Raw genomic sequence first — 20,217 nt, forward strand, 5'->3', positions numbered from 1 at the left:
AGACAATTGGTACCAAATTGGATGTTTAGTGGTGATTTGATTCACCACTAAACGCTCAAATTCCGGAAAAACCACCACTAAACCCGTCAAATGGGTCGTGTCCCGAAAAATGGTGTAAGAGAAGCACCCCAGTTTTGGCAAGTCCTTGTCTAGCTATCTCTTTCTTGATGTTGTATGTATTTGCATGCTTCAGAGCGGATCCATTTCTTACCAAATATGAATGCTATTAAGAGCGGAAAAACCAAAAGAGGTAGCACCAGGATAGAACCGAACAGAGCCAGTCCTTTGTAGGTATGATTGCCTTCTGCAAATCCATTAACCGTATCCGCCAGCCAGAGAAACAGCGCTCCATCATTAATTTGAAATAGCGCAACGCACTCAATACCCAGCAAAAGGGAAAATATCAATGCTATTCTCAAGGATGCTTTCTTGGATATTTCTACTTTCTTTTCAAGGTTAATCGCTTTTGATTCCGGGATATCGCGGAACCATTTCTCTGCTCTTTCTTCTGGTGTCATGTGCTGCTCCTGTTAATTTGCAGTACCTTTCATTGGCTTGATTATAGAGTATATAGTCAGGTTTTAGCGCAATCTTTCCCATTCTTGCCTTGTTATGCAGGTAATATGTTCTGTTCTCAGTAACCCTTCGATTGCACAGGGAACGTTATTTGTTGTGTGATGATAGGTAAAACCACATTTTTCTTGGGCTCGCTTAGACTTGTTGTTCCCGTCAAAATATCCGCACCAGAGTCGTTGGAGTCCCAAGTCTTCAAATCCATGTTGCATTATTTTACGAGTGGCTTCGGGAATGAGCCCTTGTCCCCAAAAAGGCACTCCTATCCAATAGCCAATTTCTCCCTCGGTATCAGAGATTCCAATATTGCTGGCAGATCCAATCATAAGTCCAATGCTACCGATCGGATGGCTGAGTTCTTTTAAAACTACCGCATACGTTTCTGGTGCAGAGAGTATGTTTTCGATTATCTCGCAACTGTTTTCGACACTGGTATGAGGACTCCATCCTGCAATGGGTCCAACGTCAGGATGACTGGCATATTGGAATAAGTATTCTGCATCAGTCAATTCCCATGGACGAAGTATAAGCCGTTCTGTTTCAAAAATCACACTGCGTCCTTAATTTTTCGGATGCCTCACCTTATCGGATTTCTGACTATAACATTTTTGCTAGGGATATAGTGATGGGTATTCAATACAGCGTAAGGTTCTTAAAGAATTTAATGACCACTAGCTGATATTTTTAAGCCATTGACAGAATTGTCTGGTAATTGAAAATCAAATCATGGAATAATCTGAATAGCTATCCTTTTGTAATTTTATGGTTATGGGAGGTTAGTATGGGAAAGCGAGTCCGCAGGCTGTCCGTCTTCCTTTTGGTGGCGGTGGCCGCCCTGTCCGTCCAAGTGGGCCTCCTCTGCCGCGTCTGCAAGGCCTCCGAGCCGAGCGAGGAGGTGGTCGCACGTATAAAGAAATTCTTTTCGATAATAGATGACGACGGGAAGGAGTTCCTGTTCCCTGAGGACGCTGCAAACCTCGACCTCAGCGACATCACTGTCGGCAATGGGTACAAGAGGTACCGACTTGAGGGCGAGAGGCTTGAGGACTCCAACCTTGTCAACTACCCTATCTTCTCCGGAGGAAGGCCCTTTGCCATCTGTATCACCAAGTACAACGATAGCGGGGTGGAGGAGGTCGTCCAGGCAGGCTCGATCAGAAGCGAGCCCTACTACGGCGAGGACATCGACTACTCGGACGTGACCATCGTCGTCGAGATGCGCAAAAGGCGCAGCTTCTACCTCATCTCGGGCCCGTACATCTGGCACTACGAGGGTGGGGCCCTCGTGTCAAAGGGGGAGACGGGCAGGGTCGGGCACGAGGACAGCAGGGAGGAGGTGCTGGCCCTGCTGGCCTCGCAGGGGGCCGAGATACGCCCCGACACGCTCACCGAGCGCCTCCACGAGTTTGCCAGAGCTTGTTACTTTGAGCTTACAGAGGAGGACTGCGGGTCTTGTATATGAGATGACATCAAACCTTCTATCTTTGTCCAAGTCTTGGGAGGGGTTGTCATGTTTAGAAAACTATCCAAAATCGCTTTCATCCTCATAGTAATAATTGTGATTTTTTCTGGTAAACAAGTTAAGACAGCCAATGCCTTGGAACTGCAGTCATATCCAAGCAAGAAGACGGTAGAGCATATATCCAAGTTGTTCTCCCTGATCGACGATGATGGAATGGAGTTTCTCTTCCATAAGCAAAAGGTAGATATTTCCGATGTCAGTGAGGTACAGGTCGGAAGAAGTTATAGGTTCCTCAGACTTGAGAATGATCATCTTTCCGACGTTGGAATTGTCAAGTACCCCCTCTACCTCAACGGAAATGTTTTCGCCGTCTACACGGAATATTACGATGGGGAGACTCGGGGGTCTACCGCAATCTCGTCGATTATCGATGAGTATTACTACGATGACGACCTTGACTACGCTGATATAGCCGTTGTTGCTGATGGTAAGGACAGCTATGTCGTCTCAGGAATCTTCGTTTGGCATTACGAAAATGGAACACTCGTGTCGAAGATAAGGCGAGATGGGATTACCGACGCGAGGGAACGACAAATCGTCTCGTTGGTCGAGGAGGAGAGTGGACAGTATAGCTATGCTGGGAAGTCAAGTCCAGTCTCGCTCAATAACGTTACATCGAAAAACGTAAGAAGTCGTGTGATTAAGACGATCGACGTGTCGGTCGTTCCACAATACCAGTCTCCAACATGTTGAGCTGCTGCCATTTGTGCGGTAGGAAACTATATGACTGGACCATCAAACTGGACGCCCGATTCCCTTTCGATACAGGTTAAGGGGGAGATTACTGGAGGGTTTACAGAGGATTATATCAAGGGGCTGTTACTGTTTACATATCCTGGTTCTAATCAACAAATCTCCTCTACTAGCCTAGAGTATTCTCCAAGTGATGAAGAAATTGTAAACTGGATCGATCACAACACCCCCTTTATCCTAAGGCTGAAGGGTGGTTCAGAAGGGCATGCGATAACAGCATGTGGGTATGTCTTCGAGACGGGTGTGTCAGCTGTTTATGCACAGGATTCAGCAAGTGGAAAACGTGAGATATTGCATAAAGATGATGAAGGAAGATTTGGATACACATTTTGTGATAATGAAACTTATTTCTATTGGGAAAGAACAATTGTTCTTACGGGATGGCAAAAACCAGGCAACGGTGACAAATGGGTGTACTTCGACCGACATGGAAACTATGCGACAGGGTGGTTCGGTTTCGAAGATGAAACATACTACTTTTCCGAGTCAGGAGAGATGCAGACCGGTTGGGTTAAAATCAACGGTCTTTGGTTTTACTTCTCCATATCAGGAAAAATGCAGACAGGATAGGTTTCCGTCGATGGATATTGGTATTACCTCGACGATTCAGGCCGCCTCCTTCATTCCCAGTGGCTTTCATATAAGGGGGATTATTACTACCTGGACAGTAGTGGCAAGATGCGGACAGGGTGGCTTGTCTACAACGGTACATACTATTACTTGGGTTCGGACGGGGTCATGCGGACGGGTTGGGTCAAGGATGGGGGTAATTGGTATTACATGAACTCCGACGGCTCTATACGGGTCGGATGGCTTGTAAAAGACGGCAGTTATTATTACCTTGACAGTAACGGAAGAATGAAAACAGGATGGTATCGCATTTCGGGAGACTGGCACTTCTTTAACTCTGATGGAACAATGGCTACCGGTTGGCTGGAGCGAGGAGGCTCTTGGTATTACTTAAGCTCAAGCGGAATAATGCAAACGGGATGGCTCAATAGTTCCGGTCATACCTTCTACCTTAACCAAGACGGCTCAATGCACACCGGATGGCTTTACTATGGCGGGAATAACTATTACCTGCGTTATGACAACAATAGACCAGTCTCAGGTGGTCCTACGGGTTCTATGATCTACTCACGAAAGGCTCGGATTGGAGGGGTCACCTACGAGTTTAATGCAAGAGGTGAGGCGTATAAGGCACTTCCGGGAAACATTGTTCCTAAAGCATATAAGCCAATAGTTGAGGCTGCGTGATGATTATGAACAAGAAATGTAAATGGCTACCTCTAAAGATTATCCCCATAGTTCTGCTCCTTATAGCCACTGTCTTCCTCTTGTGGAATGCATTTGCTACGCCCTACCCATGGGCAATTGACTCGCTTCAGCAAAAAGCGGTAGAGCAGGCCACACAAGAAGCTATCAATACCGCCAGGCAAGAAGGAGACGGCGGAAAGCCTTACCTCAAAGACATCGACTATATGAAGCTCACGCTTGGCAGTTGCTATATAGGAGTAAAACCAAAAACCCGGAACAACCTTATTTGGGAGATTCGATATAGAGATAAACCTGTGGGATATGTCATGCAAGATCTCGGAACTTTAAGGTTCTCCGCTCTTGCCGGCAATTACGAGTCCTTCAAACTCGTGGATTTAGAAGAAGTTTCTCTTGACGACTACAAGGAAGTAAGAGACGGCTCTGTAGAACTTGGACCTTTTGAATGGAAACTTCCCTTCGGTTGGGTAACGGTCGATGGATGTAAAGCGTACCGACAAATCAACGGCTACCTTTTTTCACATGGGCTAGCAATAGTTGATGACTACTATTATGAGTTCGATGAGAATGGATATCTCATAAAAGCGATAGGCCCGGCACTGGATTCAGAAACCGAAAATTAAGTGATCCCGCAACAGTTCTATATGTTGTTCACAATCATTCCGGATACGTAACGTAGAATCTGGATACTTTCGGATATCCGTGTGGATGAGTTGCGTCAATTGAGTTACTTAAACGCAATAGTATGCGGACTCATATAAAGCGAGCAAGAAGAAATCTGTAGTGCAGGAAGCTCAGGTAAACGTGCAAGGTTACATCCTGACCCCACATACGCAATAAGAATCAACACAAGGCCAATTGCGATAAAAATGCCACCGAACAGCGAGAGCAGTCTTTTCGAATGTCCTTCTGACCATGGCGTTGTATTTGTTCTCCCCGTGGAGACATCGTTCTTCTCGGCAGGAACTTGTGCAAAGAAATGAGCAATCCACTTTGCATAGTCTCGTGCGCCTTGTACAAGAGAATGCATTATGCGTGCTACTATCGGTATTACCAGTATTGAAACACCTCCTATGAGCAGAAACACACCGGCAGAAAGTGCACCGGAAAGGAACATGTCGTGCAGAAATCCCACTACAAGTGCCGGGATGCTCATTACTCCGCAGAAAAGACCACAGGCAACTGCAAAGCATAATGAAATAACAAGTGCCCAAATCGCAAAATAAATACTCAATGCCGTAAGTGCGAGGACAAACGTAAGGGGTATCCAGACAATGGCGCCTATCACGAGAAGCACGATAGTTATGGACATAAGTACCGAATCAGAGCGGATACGCTGAGTTGCACGTAGAAACACAGGCATACTCTCCAGTGCCGATTGAACCGCATCATCAATGCTTCCCATGGCTGCTACGGCTTTTTCCTCGGACATACCATCTTCCATGCGGTCGCGTATTGCCTCATCGTAATAGGCAAGAGCATCATCAATGCTGATTTTGGGAACATGCTTTTTCTTAAGGTTTGCGCGAAGTTCGGCAAGAAACTCATCTTTTTTCATGACGATGCTCCTTCTTTAATGTAGGAGAGAATGTCTGTAATGGAGGCCTCATCGGCGATAAATCGTGAGAGCTCTAAGCGTCCTGTGTCAGTAATCGAATAATATTTGCGGAAACGACCGTTGTGCTCACGTGTGTATTCGGAAAGGAAATGTTGTTTAGCAAGACGTTTCAAAATGGGATAGAGCGTTGACTCGGAAAGCTCAAGTGACGCAGGGGCATCCCTGATGATTTGATACCCGTAGGAATCTTTGCGGGCTATGGCTGCGAGGACGCATATGTCAAGAAATCCACGCTTCAGCTGTGCATCCACAATACGTCTCCTTCAATATACTATGCGATACATAGTATATTACTCAGGCATACTATGCAATACAAAAATAGCCGATCTCGCCCTCGTCGTCAGGAATACCGATGTTGCTGGTGGATCATGCCCTGAGTCCGATGCTCCCGACCGGATGACCAAGCTTTTTCAAAACGACTGCGTAAGATTCGGACACAGAAAGTACGCTTTGGATTATCTCGCGACTGTTTTCAATGCTGGTATGAACGCTCCACTCCGCGATGAGACCAACGTCAGGATGGCTGGCATATTGGAAGAGACTTTCATCGTCAGCCGTCTCCCACGGTCACAGTATAAGCAGCTCTGTCTCAAGAACCATGAGATGCTCCAAAGTCTAAGGATCTTCATAGATGCGGTGATGAAGTTTCTCACTATACCATCTTCTACTGGAAGAATTGGTGGAAGTGCTGATACAATACTAAAACTCACTCGGAAAGATGTGGGTACGAACACTTAGAGAGCACGATGGCAAAGAAACAAAAGGGTCCGAAAAGATTGGCGAATCCCAAACAGCTGAATAAGGATTATTTCAAATCCTTTATCACCACCCGTGCAACTTAGTTGTGAAATTGGGTCAAAAAGGATTTTTTCTAATCTATCTGTTTCTATGTATAGAGGAAGAATATATGGTGCGGTTGGAAATAATGGTAGTGGAAAGTCTACATTGATCAGCTGTTTATTAAATAGTTTTTAGAGAGGGTATAAGCGGAAAGATTTCTATTGATAGCAACCTAATAACGAACATTGATCTCTACGATTTACGGAAGCATTATTTTTTCTGTTTGTGAACAAGTTCCTGTAGTTTTTGAAAACACTCTTGAGTTCAATTTGTTCCTTGGAGAAGAGGTTGATCAAGAATCGGTTTGCCTGTTAAAAGACTTGGGTTTTGATTTGGCTAAGTATCGTCTAGTTGATCATGTGGCTAGTTCTTTATTGTCAGGAGGAGAAAAGCAAAAGATTGCAATTGCAAGGACAATGTTACGGGATAACCCCATTGAAATTTATGATGAACCTACGGTGTCACTTGATTATTCATCGAAAATGGGGTTGATTAAGTGTATCGATGAGAGAAAAGATGAGAAAATCATCATAATAATATCACATGATAAGGATATTCTGGCTATTTGCGATGAGATCATTTCACTGTAGTTGAGCTAAGGAGAAAAATGAATGAAAGAAAAGAATGGAGTATGTGAAATCCTTTTCAGCTGTCTAATTGTTCTTTCCACGGATGTTCTTGTCTCATTTATCTATAAGACACATGCAACGATATTTCAGTTCGGCTATATATACAGGCTTTTTCTTGGTGCTTTTGTATCTATTTTTCCCATATATGTGGCAGCAAAAAACTATAAGAGTATTGTCGCAAGGAGCATGAAACCTTGGTCTATAGGCATACTGATAATTACTACACTCATTCCTCTATTCTTTTCTGATGTTGATTTTGAGAGAAAAGTGTACGTTTGGATACACTATGTGTTTTTGGTCGCGCTGCCGGAAGAGCTCTTTTTTCGAGTTTATTTGCCTGAACGACTTGGCGAAGAGCTCTTGAGAAAGCAGAGATTCTCTGATATATCGCTTTATATAATCGTTTCCTTTTTAGCTAATACACTTTGGGGTTTGAGTCATATAATTTTTCCGCTTATAACCGGAGCCTATAAACTTGAACCTCTTTGGTCCTATATCACCTTTGGAATTGCTAACGGTTGGATATATACCATTTTGTTTTTCCTCTTTCGTAAGAACATTTTGCCCTCTGTAGCTGTGCATGCTGTCATGAACATATGCATCAGTACATTGTAACTTCTCCTTTCTGGAACTACTATTATGGATTCGATAAAATGGGTACCTCATACAAGAAATCGGTTCGGTGGCGCCTCATGCAGGGAACGCAGATCGGCTCGGCATTAGACGGAGGAGACTTAAATTGAGCCTGCACGAAGAAGATACCGATGTGCAAAAAGCAATGGACTCGCTTGATCACGATTTGCTGACAGGCGAGACGCTGGATGTTGGAGATAAAGTCACGCGTCGGCTCTCACAAGAGCAAGCCACCCTGCCTCATCCCGCTGCAAAATCGTCAGGCCCCATACAGAGCAAGCAAGAAATCGCAGTGGAAGCGGTCAAGAAAACCACCAATAACCAGCTGTTTATTGTTGCAGTAACCGCAATCGTTGCGCTTGTGGTGTGCGTGATACTCATAGCGTTTCATCCGTGGACGTCAAACCAACAGGCGCAATCCGTACAGCCCACCCAAACCGAGACTGTCAAAAAAGAGCCGGTGAAGGTAGAGGTTCCTCTCGCCAGCAAAGACGTCTCCGAGTATGACTATGAGGAAGCTCAAAAGAAATTTGAGCATGCGGGCTTTACAAACATCACAACCAAAAAGGACGAGGACCTCAAGATTGGCCTGCTCAATCACGAGAACCAGGTCAAAGAGATCACCATTGACGGCGATAAAAAGTTTTCGGTGGGCGAGAAGTACAACGAAGACGCGCCGGTAGTTATCACCTATCACGCATTTCCGCAAAAGTCGAATTAAAAAGCGAGCCCGCAACAACGGGCGTGTTGTCGCCCCGCAAACGGAGCTCCTTTGTAAAGTCTCTTGCCAGAGCGAGGTCTTTCTCGCAATCGGCTTGATTGGCGAGAATAACGTCCGCTCGTACGGCTCCTGAAGCGTGTTCTGCTGCAATGACCATAGCAATGCGTTCCGGTGTAGCGAGATTGTCCGGCGAGCAGCCTGCGCGGTCGCAGAAAATCTCACTGCGGTGAACGGTTTGGTTGACGGGCAGTCCAAAGCCGGAAAGTCCGACGACTTGGACGGTGTGCCGGCTACCTTCGGGAATAACGGGCTCATGCGGGGCGTGAGCCTTCAGGGGTAGCCGTTTGGATCCGTCAGCTTCCACAAATACATAGTCGGCAACCGACGCCAGCTCTTGGGCGCAAAGTGCTGAGGGTCCCAATTTGTGCTTCTCGCCTGAAAAGGCTCCGACACAGATGACGCGGTGTGTTGTCAAAGCGTCTTTCACCTCGGAGAGCGTGGGGTTTTCCAAAAGAGGCATATTCGGGAACGGAAGGATGTGCGTTGACGTGGTCAAAACGACCGTTCCCCGAACTTCTTGGGAAAGTTTTGAGAGCAGTGTGGTCTTGCCTCCACTGCCGACAACTGAGGTAACTCCCGGTAAAACGCCCAGCACTTCATAACAGTTCATGTGGTTGCCTAACTAAAAGTTTTTTATTAGCGATATACTTATTTTATTGCAAAAAAACATTCACATTGCCCGTTATACGTAGGTGGGATGTGCAATTTTAAGAGGGGGATTGCAATGAAAATTGATGCGCGCAACCTAACGTGTCCCAAGCCGGTTATCCTGACGCTTGAAGCGTTGCCAAAACTGGCGCAGGGAGAAGCGCTTGAAGTGGTCATAAACGATACCGTTGCTCTCGGTAACCTTACGCGCTTGGCTGACGAGAAGAACTGTGAACTTACCACGGTCAAGGACGGCGAAGATACCGTCATGACCTTCACCCCTCGCGAAGCAGTTGCGGCAAGTGCGTCCGTGGCGACCGAAGCGTCTCTCTTTTGCAATATTCCCGATTGTTCCGCTACGGTTGTTGCAGTTGATGCTGAGTTTATGGGTCGCGGTGATGATGAGCTTGGGCATATTTTAATGAAAGGCCTCATCTACGCTCTTGCGCACCAAGAGAGCGTTCCTGAGACCATGCTGTTTTACAACGGCGGTGCTCATCTGACGTGCGAGGGTTCAGAGTCGCTTGAGGATATCAAAGAGCTTGAATCGCGCGGCACCAAGATTTTGACCTGTGGTACCTGCCTTGATTTTTATGGCATTAAAGACAAGCTGGCGGTGGGCGGGGTTACCAACCTCTACGCCATTGCCGAGATTATCTCAAAACAGCCGGGTGCAATGGTGCTGTAGGGCGTCTAAATGATATATCTCAATTGCGCTGCCACATCTTATAAGCATCCCGCATGTGTGATTGACGCTGTTACCTGCGCTCTCAGTTCATTGGGAAGCACCGGTCGCGGCGCTGCGTCTGCCGAGCTTAACGCGGCTCGCACGGTTACAGTGGCGCGCGAACGCCTTGCTGCGCTTCTGGGGTTCTCTCATCCTGAGCGTGTGGTGTTTGCTGCAAATGCGACTGACGCGCTGAACAAGGCTCTTCTCGGCATTGTGCAGCCAGGAGATCATGTGGTTGCAACCGACTGGGATCACAACTCCGTTCTGCGTCCACTCTATCGTCTTCGCGAGAAGAGCGGCGTGCAAGTTGACTTTGTTCCCGCCGATGCGCAAGGACGCCTTGACTGGGATGCTTTTGAGCGGCTGGTAACTCCCGGCACAAAACTTGTGGTGGTAACACATGCTTCCAACCTCACCGGCAACGTCTGCGATCTTACGCGAGCGGCTGCCATTGCGCATGCAGCCGGCGCGTTGCTACTGGTAGACGCTGCGCAGACGGCAGGATCTTTCCGGATTGATTTCGATGACCTTGGTCTTGATTTGTTAGCATTTACCGGGCACAAAGCGCTGATGGGGCCGCAGGGGACAGGCGGCCTTTTGGTGGCTCCGTCCGTTGAGGTGGAAGCCGTCTTCCAGGGCGGCACCGGGGTACTCTCTTTCAAGGAGGGCATGCCGGATGGCTATCCCGAACATCTTGAAGCTGGTACGCTTAATGGGCACGGCATAGCCGGTCTGTCTGCGGCAGCCGCCTTCGTAGCCGAGCTGGGAATAGACGCCATCCACACGCATGATGTGGCGCTGACTAAGCGGTTTGTGACAGGGGTTCGTACGATTTCCGGCGCAACGCTTTATGGTAGCTATCCTGATGACCTTGCAGATCTTGACGGCTCTGAGCCAGACCGTGATCACGCTCCGGTTGTCACGCTTAATCTGGCCGGATGGACGTCATCAGAGCTTACGGGAATTTTAGACATGAAGTACGGCATTGCGGTTCGCGCGGGCGGACACTGCGCCCCGCGTATACATCGGGCGCTTGGTACGCACGAGACAGGCGCCGTGCGCTTCTCGTTTGGCTGGTATACCAAAAACGACGAAGTAGACGCAGCGCTTTTCGCCCTGAGTGAGCTTGCAAAGGAGGGGGCGTGCCATGGCGGGGCATAAGCGACACCTTCAGGCAGTAGTGGCGTTTGATTCCACATATGAGGCGCTTGAGTGCGAACGTGTCTGCAAGGAACGAAGCATACCCGGCCGTCTGATTCCAACGCCTGTTGCTATTAAGGCGGATTGTGGTCTGGCGTGGGCTATGCCTCCGGAGGTACGTTCGGCACTTGAGAAAGCGGCGGCTGGTAATTTTCTGCCGTCGGGTATATATGAACTTGAATTGTAATCGAACACATGCGGATGACGAATGCGCGTCCGGTTGGAGGGGACAGACATGCTGGTAGTTATCAGGGGTGCAGGTGATCTTGCATCGGGTATCGCGCTCAGGCTGCGCCGCGCGGGCTGTGATATCGTGATGCTGGACGTTTCGATCCCGACGGCCGTCCGCCGCTCTGTTGCGTTTTCTGAAGCTATCCGCCTGGGAGAAGCAACGGTCGAGGGCGTTAAGGCTGTCCGCGCGGCTGATGTGTCTGACGCGCTGCGTATTGTGAGCGAGAAGAACATTGCAGTGCTGGTAGACCCTGAAGGCGCAGGCATTTCAGAGTTTGCGCCTGATGTGCTGGTAGACGCCATTCTCGCGAAACGCAACCTGGGGACAACCAAAGCCATGGCTCCCGTCGTAATCGGAGTGGGACCGGGGTTTAAGGCCGGCACCGATTCAAGTGCGGACTGTCATGCGGTGATTGAAACGAAGCGCGGACATTACCTGGGAAAAGTTATTTACGATGGCACGCCCATCCCGAATACCGGCGTTCCGGGCAACATCGGTGGCTTTACCAAGGAGCGTGTGCTGTGGTCGCCGGCTGAAGGCGTCTTTGAGCCGGTGGCAAAAATCGGCGATGTCGTCAAGCGGGGAGACATCGTGGCAACGGTTTCAGGCATTCCGGTCAAAGCGACCATTGACGGTGTTCTGCGAGGTCTTTTGCAAGAAGGCGTGCCGGTAACCAAGGGTATGAAATCGGGCGACATTGATCCTCGTTGTAAGGTAGGACATTGTTTTTCCGCATCCGATAAGGCTCGTGCGATAGGCGGAGGCGTACTTGAGGCCCTCTGTCACTTTACGGAAAGGCTGGTGGGGTAAGTGGCTGTGGAAAACGTCAAACTAACGAAGCTTGCCGAATGCGCTGGATGCGGTGCGAAAGTTGGAGCAGGTGAGCTTGCAAAGCTCCTCTCGGATATCAAGGTGCGTCAAGATCCCAACTTGCTGGTTGGTTTTGACAAGGCGGACGATGCGGCAGTTTATAAGGTTACCGATGATGTCGCGCTGGTGGAAACTATTGATTTCTTTCCGCCCATCGCCGATGACCCCTATGTGTACGGGGCTATTGCGGCGACAAACGCTCTCTCCGACGTATACGCTATGGGTGGTGAGCCCAAGGTAGCACTCAACGTTATGGCGGTTCCGGAAGATATGTCTTCTGAGGTGGTTCACGAGATTTTGCGCGGCGGCTATGACAAGGTGTATGAAGCCGGTGCGCTCATTGTGGGCGGTCATAGCATTTATGACAATGAGCCCAAATACGGTCTTGCTGTCTCAGGTTTTGTGAATCCAGCCAAGATGTATACCAATTCGGGAGCGCATGCGGGCGATGTACTCATTCTTACCAAGGCGCTTGGCGTAGGCGTGATTACCACAGCAGTAAAAGCCAATATGGCAACCGCAGAAGAGATTGATACCGCCGAGCGCTCCATGATGACGCTCAACCGGTATGCGCGCGACATTATGGTGAACTTTGACGTTCATGCCGTAACGGACGTGACGGGCTTCTCGCTTATGGGACATCTGCTTGAGATGTGTCAGGGAGCGGATTTGAGCGCGGTGATTGACGTTGATGGCCCCGAGTTTATCTCGCCCCATGTGTTTGAGCTGGCTCGTCTAGGTATTCTGCCTGCAGGTATGTATCGCAATCGTCGGTATGCCGAGAAGTACGTGGAAGCTGAAGGAGTTTCCCGTGAAAAAGCCGATGTGCTCTTCTGTCCGGAAACCTCGGGTGGCCTGCTTATTGCCGTGGCGCCTGAGGACGCCGAGGCGCTTCTCGCCGCGCTTCGCGCGGACGGGCGCGTGCCTTCCGCCCGCGTAGTTGGACACATGACGGAAAACGAAGGCGCCGATGCTTCACACGGCCACACGCGCATCAGGCTGATGCACGGACGGGGATGCTGAGATACGGCTTTTAAGCGCGGGTTTTCACAGAATTTTCGTAGATAAGGATAGGTAGTACCATGGCTGATTCACATGAGACGCTCTGCGATGAGCATTTTGTGCGTCGTCTTCTTGCAGAGCTGGAGGCAGATCGGAGCTTTGTGCTTTCAACGCTTGTAACCACAAAGGGCTCGATGCCGCGTCATGCTGGCGCTCGCATGGTGCTTCTGCAGGACGGAACGTTTTTAGGGACCGTTGGCGGCGGTTCCATTGAACTTATGGCGCAGGAGCGCTCACGCGCCATGCTTGCCGGCGCACAGCGAAATTATATTGAGTGGATGACACATGCCAAAACAGGTATGGCCTGTGGAGGAGATGCACTTGTTGCTTCATGTGTAGTCACTCCGGATCAAAAGGACTTCTTTGCAGACCGGCTGCTTAGTCTGATTGGCGAAGGAAAACCGTTTGTCATTACGGAACAGTGGTCGAATCCCGATCATGTGATAGTTGAAGCGTTGGCCATCGATGAACTTCCGGCGGATGACCCGCGAGCTCTTTTTGATATGCCCTTGTGGGATGAGGCAACGGCGACGTATACAGAGCCGTTGGGTCCCGATCCTGTGGCGTATATTTTTGGAGGTGGACACGTAGGACACGCATTGACGCCCGTGCTTGCCAGTGTTGGTTTTAGAGTGGTGGTCTTTGACGATCGCGAAGGAGTGGCGGTGAAGGAAGCCTTCCCCGCTGCGGAGGCGGTCTTTCTCGGTGACTTCAAGCACATTTCAGAGCATGTGCATGTGACGCGCCGCGATTACGCGGTGGTAACAACTCACGGCCACGCGTTTGACATTGACGTGCTCGAACAACTCTACCTGTGCAAACCGGCGTATGTGGGCTGTATTGGCAGCCAAAGAAAATCGGCGTTTGCCCGTAAGACGTTGGAAGAACGTGGTGTTTCTAAGGAGTGGTCCGACGCCATTTATATGCCCATCGGGGATGATATCATGGCGGTCACTCCGTCAGAGATTGCTATCTCCATTGCCGCGGAGATGATTCGCTGCCGCGCTGACCTCCGTCCGGAAAAGCCGCATCAGAAAAAACCCGCTTCGGCGTAAAGAGAGGGGCGCGTGCTTGCGCGTCTTTCAGTGTGGTTTACAAGGTGGTTTACGAGGCTCTTTGCGCGGAGCGCTCTGCAAAAACATTGGCGTTACCGGGTCTTTTGGCAATAGGAGCGTAGTACAAAAGATTCGTTATATAAGGTTAGGTTCGTTCAAAGGAGTACGGTATGAAGTTCGAAAGCAGTGTTACCCGTCGTTCGTTTATCGTTGGCGCAGCAGGAGCCGCTACGTTTGGTCTTGCGGCTTGTAATGGCGGTAAGGCAAAGGAGGAGCCCGCAGCTAGCGAGAAGCCCGCTGAGACCCAAAAGCTCATCGTGTTTGCCGCCGCATCGCTGACCGAAAGCCTGACAGAGGCCGGTGAGCTCTTCAAAAATGCGAATGAGGGCGTCGATATTAGTTTCAACTTTGATTCTTCGGGCACCCTGAAGACGCAGATTGAAGAGGGCTCCGACTGCGATGTCTTCATTTCCGCCGGTCAGAAGCAGATGAATCAGCTTGATGCAAACGCCAAGAAGGATCACGACAAAGATCTTGATCTCATTGCGTCCGATACTCGCTTTGACATTCTTGAGAACAAGGTTACCTTGTGCGTGCCCCAAGATAACCCCAAAGCCGTTCAGAGCTTTGACGATATGGCGAAAAAACTCAATGCCGGAGAGGTTCTGCTCGGTATGGGCAACTCTGACGTTCCTGTCGGCCAGTATACACAGAAGATTCTCAAGTATTACAACCTTGATGAAGAGACGCTTGCCAAAGACGGACACATTTCCTACGGCACTAATGTCAAGGAAGTTACCACGCAGGTCAAAGAGGCTTCCGTTGACTGTGGCGTTATTTACAAAACTGACGCTGCCTCCGCCAAGCTGCAGATGGTTGATGAGGCGACTGAGGAAATGTGCGGGCGCGTTGTCTATCCCGCGGCTGCGACCAAGAACGCGAAGCAGGCTGACCTGGCGAAGAAATTCCTTGAATTCCTGAAGACGTCCGATGCGAGCGCGTGCTTTGAGAAGGTCGGGTTTACTCCGCTTTCAAAGGCGTAGCGGATACATGAGTGCAATCAGATTGGTGCTTGTATGGATTGGTATCCGCTCTATAACTCGCTGAGGATTGCCGCAGCGTCAACGGCGCTCGTCTTTTTGCTAGGCATCGCTCTGGCGAACGTTATAGCAAAGACACCAAGGGCTATCAAAGGCCTTTTGGACGTTATATTGACGCTGCCGCTGGTATTGCCTCCGACGGTCGTGGGCTATCTGCTGCTCTTGCTTTTGGGCCCGCGCCGTCCCATAGGCCTGTGGGTATTGCGTATTTTTGGCATGAAACTCACGATGGTTTGGTATGCGGCGATCTTCGCGACGGTTGTCGTGAGTTTGCCGCTCATGTATCGCACGGTTCGCGGCGCCTTTGAGAGCTTTGATGAAACGCTTGCCGACGCTGCTCGTACGCTGGGCAAATCGAACACATGGATATTCTGGCGGGTAAAGATGCCCTGCTGCATGAAGGGCGTCGTAGCGGGTACTGTTCTGGCGTTTGCCCGTGCGCTCGGTGAGTACGGAGCTACATCGATGATCTGCGGGTATACGCCCGGCAAGACAGCAACCGTGTCAACAACGGTATACCAGCTGTGGCGTACAGGAGATGACGCGGCCGCGATGCAGTGGGTGCTGGTGAACCTTGCCATCTCTGCCGTGGTGCTTCTCGCGCTTAACTTTTTCGAGAAGGGAAGCCGGCGTACGCACGGGTCGGCTTCCTTGGCGGGAGGTGTGCGCTAGTGGCGCTTTCCGTTGATATTACTAAGCATCTTGATGGGTTTGACCTGCACGTTTCGTTTGATGTCGACAAGAGCAACGAGGTTCTGGCGCTTTTGGGACCTTCAGGCTGCGGTAAGTCGATGACGCTCAAGTGCATAGCTGGTGTCGTGCAGCCTGACCGCGGGCGTATCGTGCTTAACAATCGCGTGCTGTTTGATTCTGAGACGCACCTTAATCTTCCTCCGCAAGAGCGCCATGTGGGATATCTGTTTCAGAACTACGCGCTCTTTCCTCATATGACGGTGATGCAAAACGTACTGGTGGGCGCCGTGGGACAGACGCGCTCAGAGCGTGAGGCGTCTGCACGCAAACAGCTGGAAAAGGTGCAGCTTGAGGGACTTTTTGATCGCCGCCCCTCCGAGCTTTCCGGCGGGCAGCAGCAGCGTTGCGCGATGGCGCGCATCCTGGCCAGCGAGCCTGAGTTGATCTTGCTTGATGAACCGTTTTCCGCCTTGGACGGCTACCTTCGTTGGCAGCTTGAATTGGAATTAAACGATACGCTGCGCGCTTTTCCCGGTGGCGCGGTATATGTATCGCACAATCGCGATGAGGTATACCGTCTGTGCAATTCCGTATGCGTTATTGATCGAGGCATGTCTGATAAAAAAGTGCCCGTCAAAGAGCTCTTCTCGGCTCCCGCAACGCTGGCAGCGGCGCTCATTTCCGGCTGTAAGAACGTGTCGCGGGCTCATGCGACAGGTGAGAAGATCCTTGCATGCAGCGATTGGGGTATAGAGCTGCAAACAGCATTGCCGATACGCGGCGAGGTGCAGTACGTGGGCCTGCGAGCTCACTACTTTACGGTTCTTGACGGTGTTTCTGAGTCTGAGAATGTCATTCCCTGTGAGGTTGATCGCGTAATCGATAATACGTTTTCGACCATCGTAATGGCTCGGACGCCCAAAGGGGCGCTGCTTCGCTATGAGTGTTCAAAAGAATCCTGGGCGGCGCGCGGCGATTCAAAGCGGATCTTGTTGTATATTGCTCCTGAGCATGTCATGCCTCTCGTTGAGAGTACGGCGAAAGAAGAGATTTCTCATGCGTGATAATTTGGGGAGAAATATTCGCTATCTGAGACTTTCAGTTACGGACCGCTGCAATTGCCGTTGTCTGTATTGCATGCCGGCTCACGGCGTCCCTATGCTTCGTCATAAAGACGTGCTTTCGTTTGAAGAGATGCGTGCAATTGTTGAGGCTGCGGCTTGGCTGGGTGTGAAAAAGGTCCGCCTTACCGGCGGCGAGCCGTTGGTGCGCCGAGGCATAGTAGACCTGACGCGTATGATTGCTGCAGTGGACGGCATCGATGAAGTGGTTATGACTACTAATGCCACGCTTCTGGCTCCTATGGCAGCCGACCTCAAGGCAGCTGGTCTTTCTCGTCTCAACATCTCACTCGATACGCTCAATTCCGAACGGTACGCGAAGCTGAGTCGCATCGGAACGCTTGCTGACGCGCTTGCCGGTATTGAGGCGGCACGGGAAGTGGGATTTACCCATACGAAATTCAATGCCGTCCTGTTGGGAGGCTTGAATGAGGATGAAATTCGCCCTCTTGCCGAAATGGCACAAAATGAGCCGGTTGACGTGCGCTTTATTGAACTTATGCGCATGGGAGAATGCGCCTGCTGGCCTGATGAGCGCTTTATCAGTGCTGATCGCGTGCTGGAGGTGCTGCCTGAGCTTGAAGCTGTGGGTTCCAGCGGTGTTACGGAGCTGTTCTGTGCGCCGGGCTGGCAGGGGAGAGTGGGACTCATTCGTCCTATGACGCATAAGTTTTGCAGCGATTGCGACAGAATCCGCGTGACTGCTGACGGCATGCTGAAGCCTTGCCTGCATTCGGCCTCTGAGATAGCGCTGCGAGGACTTTCAAGCGAGGAACTTCTGGATGTTTTGAGCAAGGGGATTGCCCAAAAGCCTAAGAGTCATACGATTGATTTGAAGCATGCAAGCAAGGCGCTTCGGGCGATGAATGAAATTGGAGGTTAGGGTGGCGTTTACCCATTTTAATGAGCAGGGACGAGCCCGTATGGTGGACGTTTCCGCTAAGGCTAAAACGGCGCGTATGGCGCGTGCGAGCGGAAAGATCTTCATGCGCCCCGATACGCTTGAACTGGTGCGTTCCGGCGGCATTAAAAAAGGCGATGTTCTGGCTGTGGCGCAGGTGGCGGGCATTATGGCGGCTAAGCGCACCTGGGAGATTATTCCGATGTGTCATCCGCTTCAGCTTACCGGTATAGACATTACATTTGCGTTTGAAGGCGACGGTATCACGGCGGAAGTTCTTTGCCGCTGCACGGGGGAGACGGGCGTTGAGATGGAGGCTCTGACAGCGGCCTCTGCGGCCTGCCTGACTATCTACGATATGTGTAAGGCTCATCAGCGTGATATGGTTATCGACCAGGTCCGTTTGCTTGAGAAAGACGGCGGAGCGTCCGGTCATTTTATGCGAGAGGATATACGAGAGGATGGGCGCGCATGAGTTGTGAAGAGGCGCAATCCGCTGTAGAAGGTACGGTGCTCAGCTGCTGTATCAGTCGTAAGAAAGGTACGCGCAAGCAATCTGTCGCTTCCATCGATCTTCGTGTGGGCGAGGGTATTGCAGGCGACGCACATGCCGGAAATTGGCACCGTCAGGTCAGTTTGTTGGGCAACGAATCAGTTGACATCATGCGCGAGAAGGGCGCGGAGCTGAATCCCGGAGACTTTGCTGAAAATATTCTTACCTCCGGCATTGACCTGCGCACACTTCCGGTTGGTACCGTACTTGCCATAGGCGAGGTTCTTCTCGCGGTAACGCAGATTGGCAAGACCTGTCACCATGACTGTGAAATCAGAAAACTCATCGGCACCTGTGTCATGCCCACTGACGGTATTTTTACGGTCGTACTACGTGGGGGTACCGTCAAGCCCGGTGACGTTATTCGCGTTCTGAGCGCTAAGGAGCTGTAAATGAAACAAATCAAGACCGAAGAAGCGGTGGGACACGTCCTGTGCCATGACATGACCCAAATCATTCCCGGTACCGGAGCCAGTGACAAGACGCGCTTCAAGGGGGTGCGCTTTCAAAAGGGTCATGTAGTGGAGGAAGCTGATATTCCCGTGCTGCTGAGCATGGGTAAAGAACACCTTTTTGTGTGGGAGCTTAAAGAGGGTCAGCTCCACGAAAACGATGCGGCGTATCGCATGGCGGCACTTTGCCACGGCGAGAATTGCGTGGTGTCCGCAGAGCCGCATGAGGGAAAGCTCAACATTTCGGCCGGCACCGATGGCGTTTTTGTACTTGATACGAACCGACTCAATGCTGTGAACTCTGTGGATGAAGTGATGATAGCTACGCGCCGCGGCAACAGCGCGGTGAAAAAGGGCGCGCCGCTCGCAGGTACTCGCGTCATTCCTCTTGTGGTTGACGAGGCGGTTGTGAAAGCCGCTGAAGCCGCCGCTGATATTGATCATCACGGGGCGCTCATGCGCGTAGCACCCTTCTGTCTAAAGACCGCGGCAATTATCGCTACGGGTTCCGAAGTTCAAAAAGGTCTTATCGAGGACAAGTTTACGCCCGTCGTCAAAGATAAGCTGAACGCTGTGGGTATCGAAGTAGTGCGTTACGCTAAACCGGGCGATGATATGGATGCGTTGGTTGTCGCTATTCGCGAAGCACTTGACGCCGGGGTTGATGTGATCCTGTGCACGGGCGGCATGAGCGTGGATCCCGACGATAACACTCCTGGCGCCATTAAGCGCTCCGGCGCGCGTATTGTCACCTATGGTGCTCCGGTACTTCCGGGAGCAATGATGTGTCTAGGCTATCTCAATGCTCAGGGCAAAGAGGCTCCCGGCGTTCCTGTACTAGGGCTTCCTGGCTGTGTTATGTATAGCAGCACGACCGTCTTTGATTTGGTGCTGCCCAGAATCGCCGCAGGTATTGAGCTTTTCAAGCGTGATTTTGTAGCGTTAGGTGAGGGTGGCCTTATCGTAAAGGAGTAGC

26 protein-coding genes are annotated in these 20,217 nt (G+C 50.5%); 21 read left to right on the forward strand and 5 right to left on the reverse strand.

Translation table 11 applies throughout. From position 1 onward, the window contains the following. Positions 1-149: 149 nt before the first annotated feature. Complete coding sequence (locus QM016_RS06055) at positions 150-518, reverse strand: hypothetical protein (protein ID WP_282711170.1); 369 nt, start codon at positions 516-518, stop codon at positions 150-152. Positions 519-581: 63 nt separating this feature from the next. Further along, complete coding sequence (locus tag QM016_RS06060) at positions 582-1,124, reverse strand: GNAT family N-acetyltransferase (RefSeq protein ID WP_282711172.1); 543 nt, start codon at positions 1,122-1,124, stop codon at positions 582-584. 230 nt (positions 1,125-1,354) lie between these two features. On the opposite strand from QM016_RS06060, the gene QM016_RS06065 reads away from it, so the two are divergent. The 5 genes from QM016_RS06065 to QM016_RS06085 all read left to right on the forward strand — a co-directional run bounded on the left by QM016_RS06065 (position 1,355) and on the right by QM016_RS06085 (position 4,746). Then, the gene (locus QM016_RS06065) at positions 1,355-2,035 is read left to right on the forward strand and encodes a hypothetical protein (protein ID WP_016477408.1); all 681 of its coding nucleotides are present in this window, start codon (positions 1,355-1,357) and stop codon (positions 2,033-2,035) included. 48 nt (positions 2,036-2,083) lie between these two features. Beyond that, positions 2,084-2,788 (forward strand): hypothetical protein, encoded by a 705-nt coding sequence (locus tag QM016_RS06070; RefSeq protein ID WP_282711176.1) that lies wholly within the window; start codon positions 2,084-2,086, stop codon positions 2,786-2,788. Positions 2,789-2,818: 30 nt separating this feature from the next. Then, positions 2,819-3,418 carry a hypothetical protein gene (locus tag QM016_RS06075; RefSeq protein WP_349237896.1) on the forward strand — a complete coding sequence of 200 codons (600 nt, stop codon included), beginning with the start codon at positions 2,819-2,821 and terminating at the stop codon, positions 3,416-3,418. Between the two features lie 168 nt (positions 3,419-3,586). Next, the gene (locus QM016_RS06080; protein WP_282711460.1) at positions 3,587-4,105 is read left to right on the forward strand and encodes a hypothetical protein; all 519 of its coding nucleotides are present in this window, start codon (positions 3,587-3,589) and stop codon (positions 4,103-4,105) included. Next, positions 4,105-4,746, forward strand: a complete 642-nt coding sequence (locus tag QM016_RS06085) for a hypothetical protein (protein WP_282711178.1) — start codon at positions 4,105-4,107, stop codon at positions 4,744-4,746. The genes QM016_RS06080 and QM016_RS06085 overlap by 1 nt, the downstream gene beginning before the upstream one ends. A gap of 104 nt (positions 4,747-4,850) precedes the next feature. Here QM016_RS06085 and QM016_RS06090 read toward each other — a convergent pair whose 3' ends face one another. Together QM016_RS06090 and QM016_RS06095 are read right to left on the reverse strand one after the other, a co-directional pair. Continuing rightward, complete coding sequence (locus QM016_RS06090) at positions 4,851-5,681, reverse strand: DUF1700 domain-containing protein (protein WP_282711180.1); 831 nt, start codon at positions 5,679-5,681, stop codon at positions 4,851-4,853. Then, positions 5,678-5,992: a PadR family transcriptional regulator gene (locus QM016_RS06095; RefSeq protein WP_282711181.1), complete on the reverse strand. Its 315-nt coding sequence runs from the start codon at positions 5,990-5,992 to the stop codon at positions 5,678-5,680. Before QM016_RS06095 ends, QM016_RS06090 begins: the two co-directional genes overlap by 4 nt. 774 nt (positions 5,993-6,766) lie before the next feature. Between QM016_RS06095 and QM016_RS06100 the strand changes: the two genes are divergently transcribed. From QM016_RS06100 to QM016_RS06110, 3 genes are all read left to right on the forward strand, one after another. After that, the gene (locus QM016_RS06100) at positions 6,767-7,171 is read left to right on the forward strand and encodes an ATP-binding cassette domain-containing protein (protein ID WP_282711182.1); all 405 of its coding nucleotides are present in this window, start codon (positions 6,767-6,769) and stop codon (positions 7,169-7,171) included. A 21-nt stretch (positions 7,172-7,192) separates the two neighbouring features. Further along, on the forward strand, positions 7,193-7,825 hold the full coding sequence (locus QM016_RS06105) for a CPBP family intramembrane glutamic endopeptidase (RefSeq protein WP_282711183.1): 633 nt from the start codon (positions 7,193-7,195) through the stop codon (positions 7,823-7,825). 124 nt (positions 7,826-7,949) lie between these two features. Further along, on the forward strand, positions 7,950-8,564 hold the full coding sequence (locus QM016_RS06110) for a hypothetical protein (protein WP_282711185.1): 615 nt from the start codon (positions 7,950-7,952) through the stop codon (positions 8,562-8,564). Here QM016_RS06110 and yqeC read toward each other — a convergent pair. Then, entirely contained in the window at positions 8,530-9,234 is a 705-nt protein-coding gene (gene yqeC, locus QM016_RS06115; protein WP_282711186.1) for a selenium cofactor biosynthesis protein YqeC, read from the reverse strand. The genes QM016_RS06110 and yqeC overlap by 35 nt on opposite strands. Positions 9,235-9,348: 114 nt before the next feature. Here yqeC and yedF point away from each other — a divergent pair, with 114 nt between their 5' ends. The 13 genes from yedF (at position 9,349) to QM016_RS06180 (ending at position 20,216) form a co-directional block, all read left to right on the forward strand. Further along, complete coding sequence (gene yedF / locus QM016_RS06120) at positions 9,349-9,960, forward strand: sulfurtransferase-like selenium metabolism protein YedF (protein WP_282711187.1); 612 nt, start codon at positions 9,349-9,351, stop codon at positions 9,958-9,960. A gap of 9 nt (positions 9,961-9,969) precedes the next feature. Continuing rightward, the gene (locus QM016_RS06125; RefSeq protein ID WP_282711188.1) at positions 9,970-11,163 is read left to right on the forward strand and encodes an aminotransferase class V-fold PLP-dependent enzyme; all 1,194 of its coding nucleotides are present in this window, start codon (positions 9,970-9,972) and stop codon (positions 11,161-11,163) included. Next, complete coding sequence (locus QM016_RS06130; RefSeq protein ID WP_016477398.1) at positions 11,150-11,389, forward strand: DUF3343 domain-containing protein; 240 nt, start codon at positions 11,150-11,152, stop codon at positions 11,387-11,389. The genes QM016_RS06125 and QM016_RS06130 overlap by 14 nt, the downstream gene beginning before the upstream one ends. Before the next feature lie 21 nt (positions 11,390-11,410). Continuing rightward, a complete protein-coding gene (gene yqeB / locus QM016_RS06135; RefSeq protein ID WP_232209524.1) occupies positions 11,411-12,244 on the forward strand; it encodes a selenium-dependent molybdenum cofactor biosynthesis protein YqeB in 834 nt (277 codons plus the stop codon). Positions 12,245-12,250: 6 nt separating this feature from the next. Beyond that, positions 12,251-13,327, forward strand: coding sequence for a selenide, water dikinase SelD (selD, locus tag QM016_RS06140; protein ID WP_255344828.1), 1,077 nt, complete (start codon positions 12,251-12,253; stop codon positions 13,325-13,327). A gap of 59 nt (positions 13,328-13,386) precedes the next feature. Next, positions 13,387-14,421: an XdhC/CoxI family protein gene (locus QM016_RS06145; RefSeq protein WP_016477395.1), complete on the forward strand. Its 1,035-nt coding sequence runs from the start codon at positions 13,387-13,389 to the stop codon at positions 14,419-14,421. Positions 14,422-14,591: 170 nt separating this feature from the next. Next, positions 14,592-15,464 (forward strand): molybdate ABC transporter substrate-binding protein, encoded by an 873-nt coding sequence (modA, locus tag QM016_RS06150; RefSeq protein ID WP_282711191.1) that lies wholly within the window; start codon positions 14,592-14,594, stop codon positions 15,462-15,464. Positions 15,465-15,497: 33 nt separating this feature from the next. After that, positions 15,498-16,193, forward strand: a complete 696-nt coding sequence (modB, locus tag QM016_RS06155) for a molybdate ABC transporter permease subunit (RefSeq protein WP_282711193.1) — start codon at positions 15,498-15,500, stop codon at positions 16,191-16,193. After that, positions 16,193-17,278, forward strand: coding sequence for an ATP-binding cassette domain-containing protein (locus QM016_RS06160; protein WP_282711195.1), 1,086 nt, complete (start codon positions 16,193-16,195; stop codon positions 17,276-17,278). Before modB ends, QM016_RS06160 begins: the two co-directional genes overlap by 1 nt. Then, on the forward strand, positions 17,271-18,218 hold the full coding sequence (gene moaA / locus QM016_RS06165; protein WP_282711197.1) for a GTP 3',8-cyclase MoaA: 948 nt from the start codon (positions 17,271-17,273) through the stop codon (positions 18,216-18,218). Before QM016_RS06160 ends, moaA begins: the two co-directional genes overlap by 8 nt. A gap of 1 nt (position 18,219) precedes the next feature. Continuing rightward, a complete protein-coding gene (moaC, locus tag QM016_RS06170) occupies positions 18,220-18,711 on the forward strand; it encodes a cyclic pyranopterin monophosphate synthase MoaC (RefSeq protein WP_016477390.1) in 492 nt (163 codons plus the stop codon). Continuing rightward, a complete protein-coding gene (locus QM016_RS06175) occupies positions 18,708-19,181 on the forward strand; it encodes an MOSC domain-containing protein (protein WP_016477389.1) in 474 nt (157 codons plus the stop codon). Before moaC ends, QM016_RS06175 begins: the two co-directional genes overlap by 4 nt. Then, positions 19,182-20,216 (forward strand): molybdopterin-binding protein, encoded by a 1,035-nt coding sequence (locus tag QM016_RS06180; protein ID WP_282711200.1) that lies wholly within the window; start codon positions 19,182-19,184, stop codon positions 20,214-20,216. Position 20,217 lies beyond the last annotated feature (1 nt).

The organism is Lancefieldella sp. Marseille-Q7238 (assembly GCF_949152215.1).
Lineage (GTDB): Bacteria > Actinomycetota > Coriobacteriia > Coriobacteriales > Atopobiaceae > Lancefieldella.

Bases quoted from the DNA above. Each gene is read 5' to 3' on its own strand.
- QM016_RS06055 (WP_282711170.1), bottom strand. From the start codon at position 518: ATGACACCAGAAGAAAGAGCAGAGAAATGGTTCCGCGATATCCCGGAA.
- QM016_RS06065 (WP_016477408.1), top strand. From the start codon at position 1,355: ATGGGAAAGCGAGTCCGCAGGCTGTCCGTCTTCCTTTTGGTGGCGGTG.
- QM016_RS06070 (WP_282711176.1), top strand. From the start codon at position 2,084: ATGTTTAGAAAACTATCCAAAATCGCTTTCATCCTCATAGTAATAATT.
- QM016_RS06075 (WP_349237896.1), top strand. From the start codon at position 2,819: ATGACTGGACCATCAAACTGGACGCCCGATTCCCTTTCGATACAGGTT.
- QM016_RS06080 (WP_282711460.1), top strand. From the start codon at position 3,587: ATGCGGACGGGTTGGGTCAAGGATGGGGGTAATTGGTATTACATGAAC.
- QM016_RS06085 (WP_282711178.1), top strand. From the start codon at position 4,105: ATGATTATGAACAAGAAATGTAAATGGCTACCTCTAAAGATTATCCCC.
- QM016_RS06090 (WP_282711180.1), bottom strand. From the start codon at position 5,681: ATGAAAAAAGATGAGTTTCTTGCCGAACTTCGCGCAAACCTTAAGAAA.
- QM016_RS06105 (WP_282711183.1), top strand. From the start codon at position 7,193: ATGAAAGAAAAGAATGGAGTATGTGAAATCCTTTTCAGCTGTCTAATT.
- yqeC (WP_282711186.1), bottom strand. From the start codon at position 9,234: ATGAACTGTTATGAAGTGCTGGGCGTTTTACCGGGAGTTACCTCAGTT.
- yedF (WP_282711187.1), top strand. From the start codon at position 9,349: ATGAAAATTGATGCGCGCAACCTAACGTGTCCCAAGCCGGTTATCCTG.
- QM016_RS06125 (WP_282711188.1), top strand. From the start codon at position 9,970: ATGATATATCTCAATTGCGCTGCCACATCTTATAAGCATCCCGCATGT.
- QM016_RS06130 (WP_016477398.1), top strand. From the start codon at position 11,150: ATGGCGGGGCATAAGCGACACCTTCAGGCAGTAGTGGCGTTTGATTCC.
- yqeB (WP_232209524.1), top strand. From the start codon at position 11,411: ATGCGCGTCCGGTTGGAGGGGACAGACATGCTGGTAGTTATCAGGGGT.
- QM016_RS06145 (WP_016477395.1), top strand. From the start codon at position 13,387: ATGGCTGATTCACATGAGACGCTCTGCGATGAGCATTTTGTGCGTCGT.
- modA (WP_282711191.1), top strand. From the start codon at position 14,592: ATGAAGTTCGAAAGCAGTGTTACCCGTCGTTCGTTTATCGTTGGCGCA.
- modB (WP_282711193.1), top strand. From the start codon at position 15,498: ATGGATTGGTATCCGCTCTATAACTCGCTGAGGATTGCCGCAGCGTCA.
- moaA (WP_282711197.1), top strand. From the start codon at position 17,271: ATGCGTGATAATTTGGGGAGAAATATTCGCTATCTGAGACTTTCAGTT.
- QM016_RS06175 (WP_016477389.1), top strand. From the start codon at position 18,708: ATGAGTTGTGAAGAGGCGCAATCCGCTGTAGAAGGTACGGTGCTCAGC.
- QM016_RS06180 (WP_282711200.1), top strand. From the start codon at position 19,182: ATGAAACAAATCAAGACCGAAGAAGCGGTGGGACACGTCCTGTGCCAT.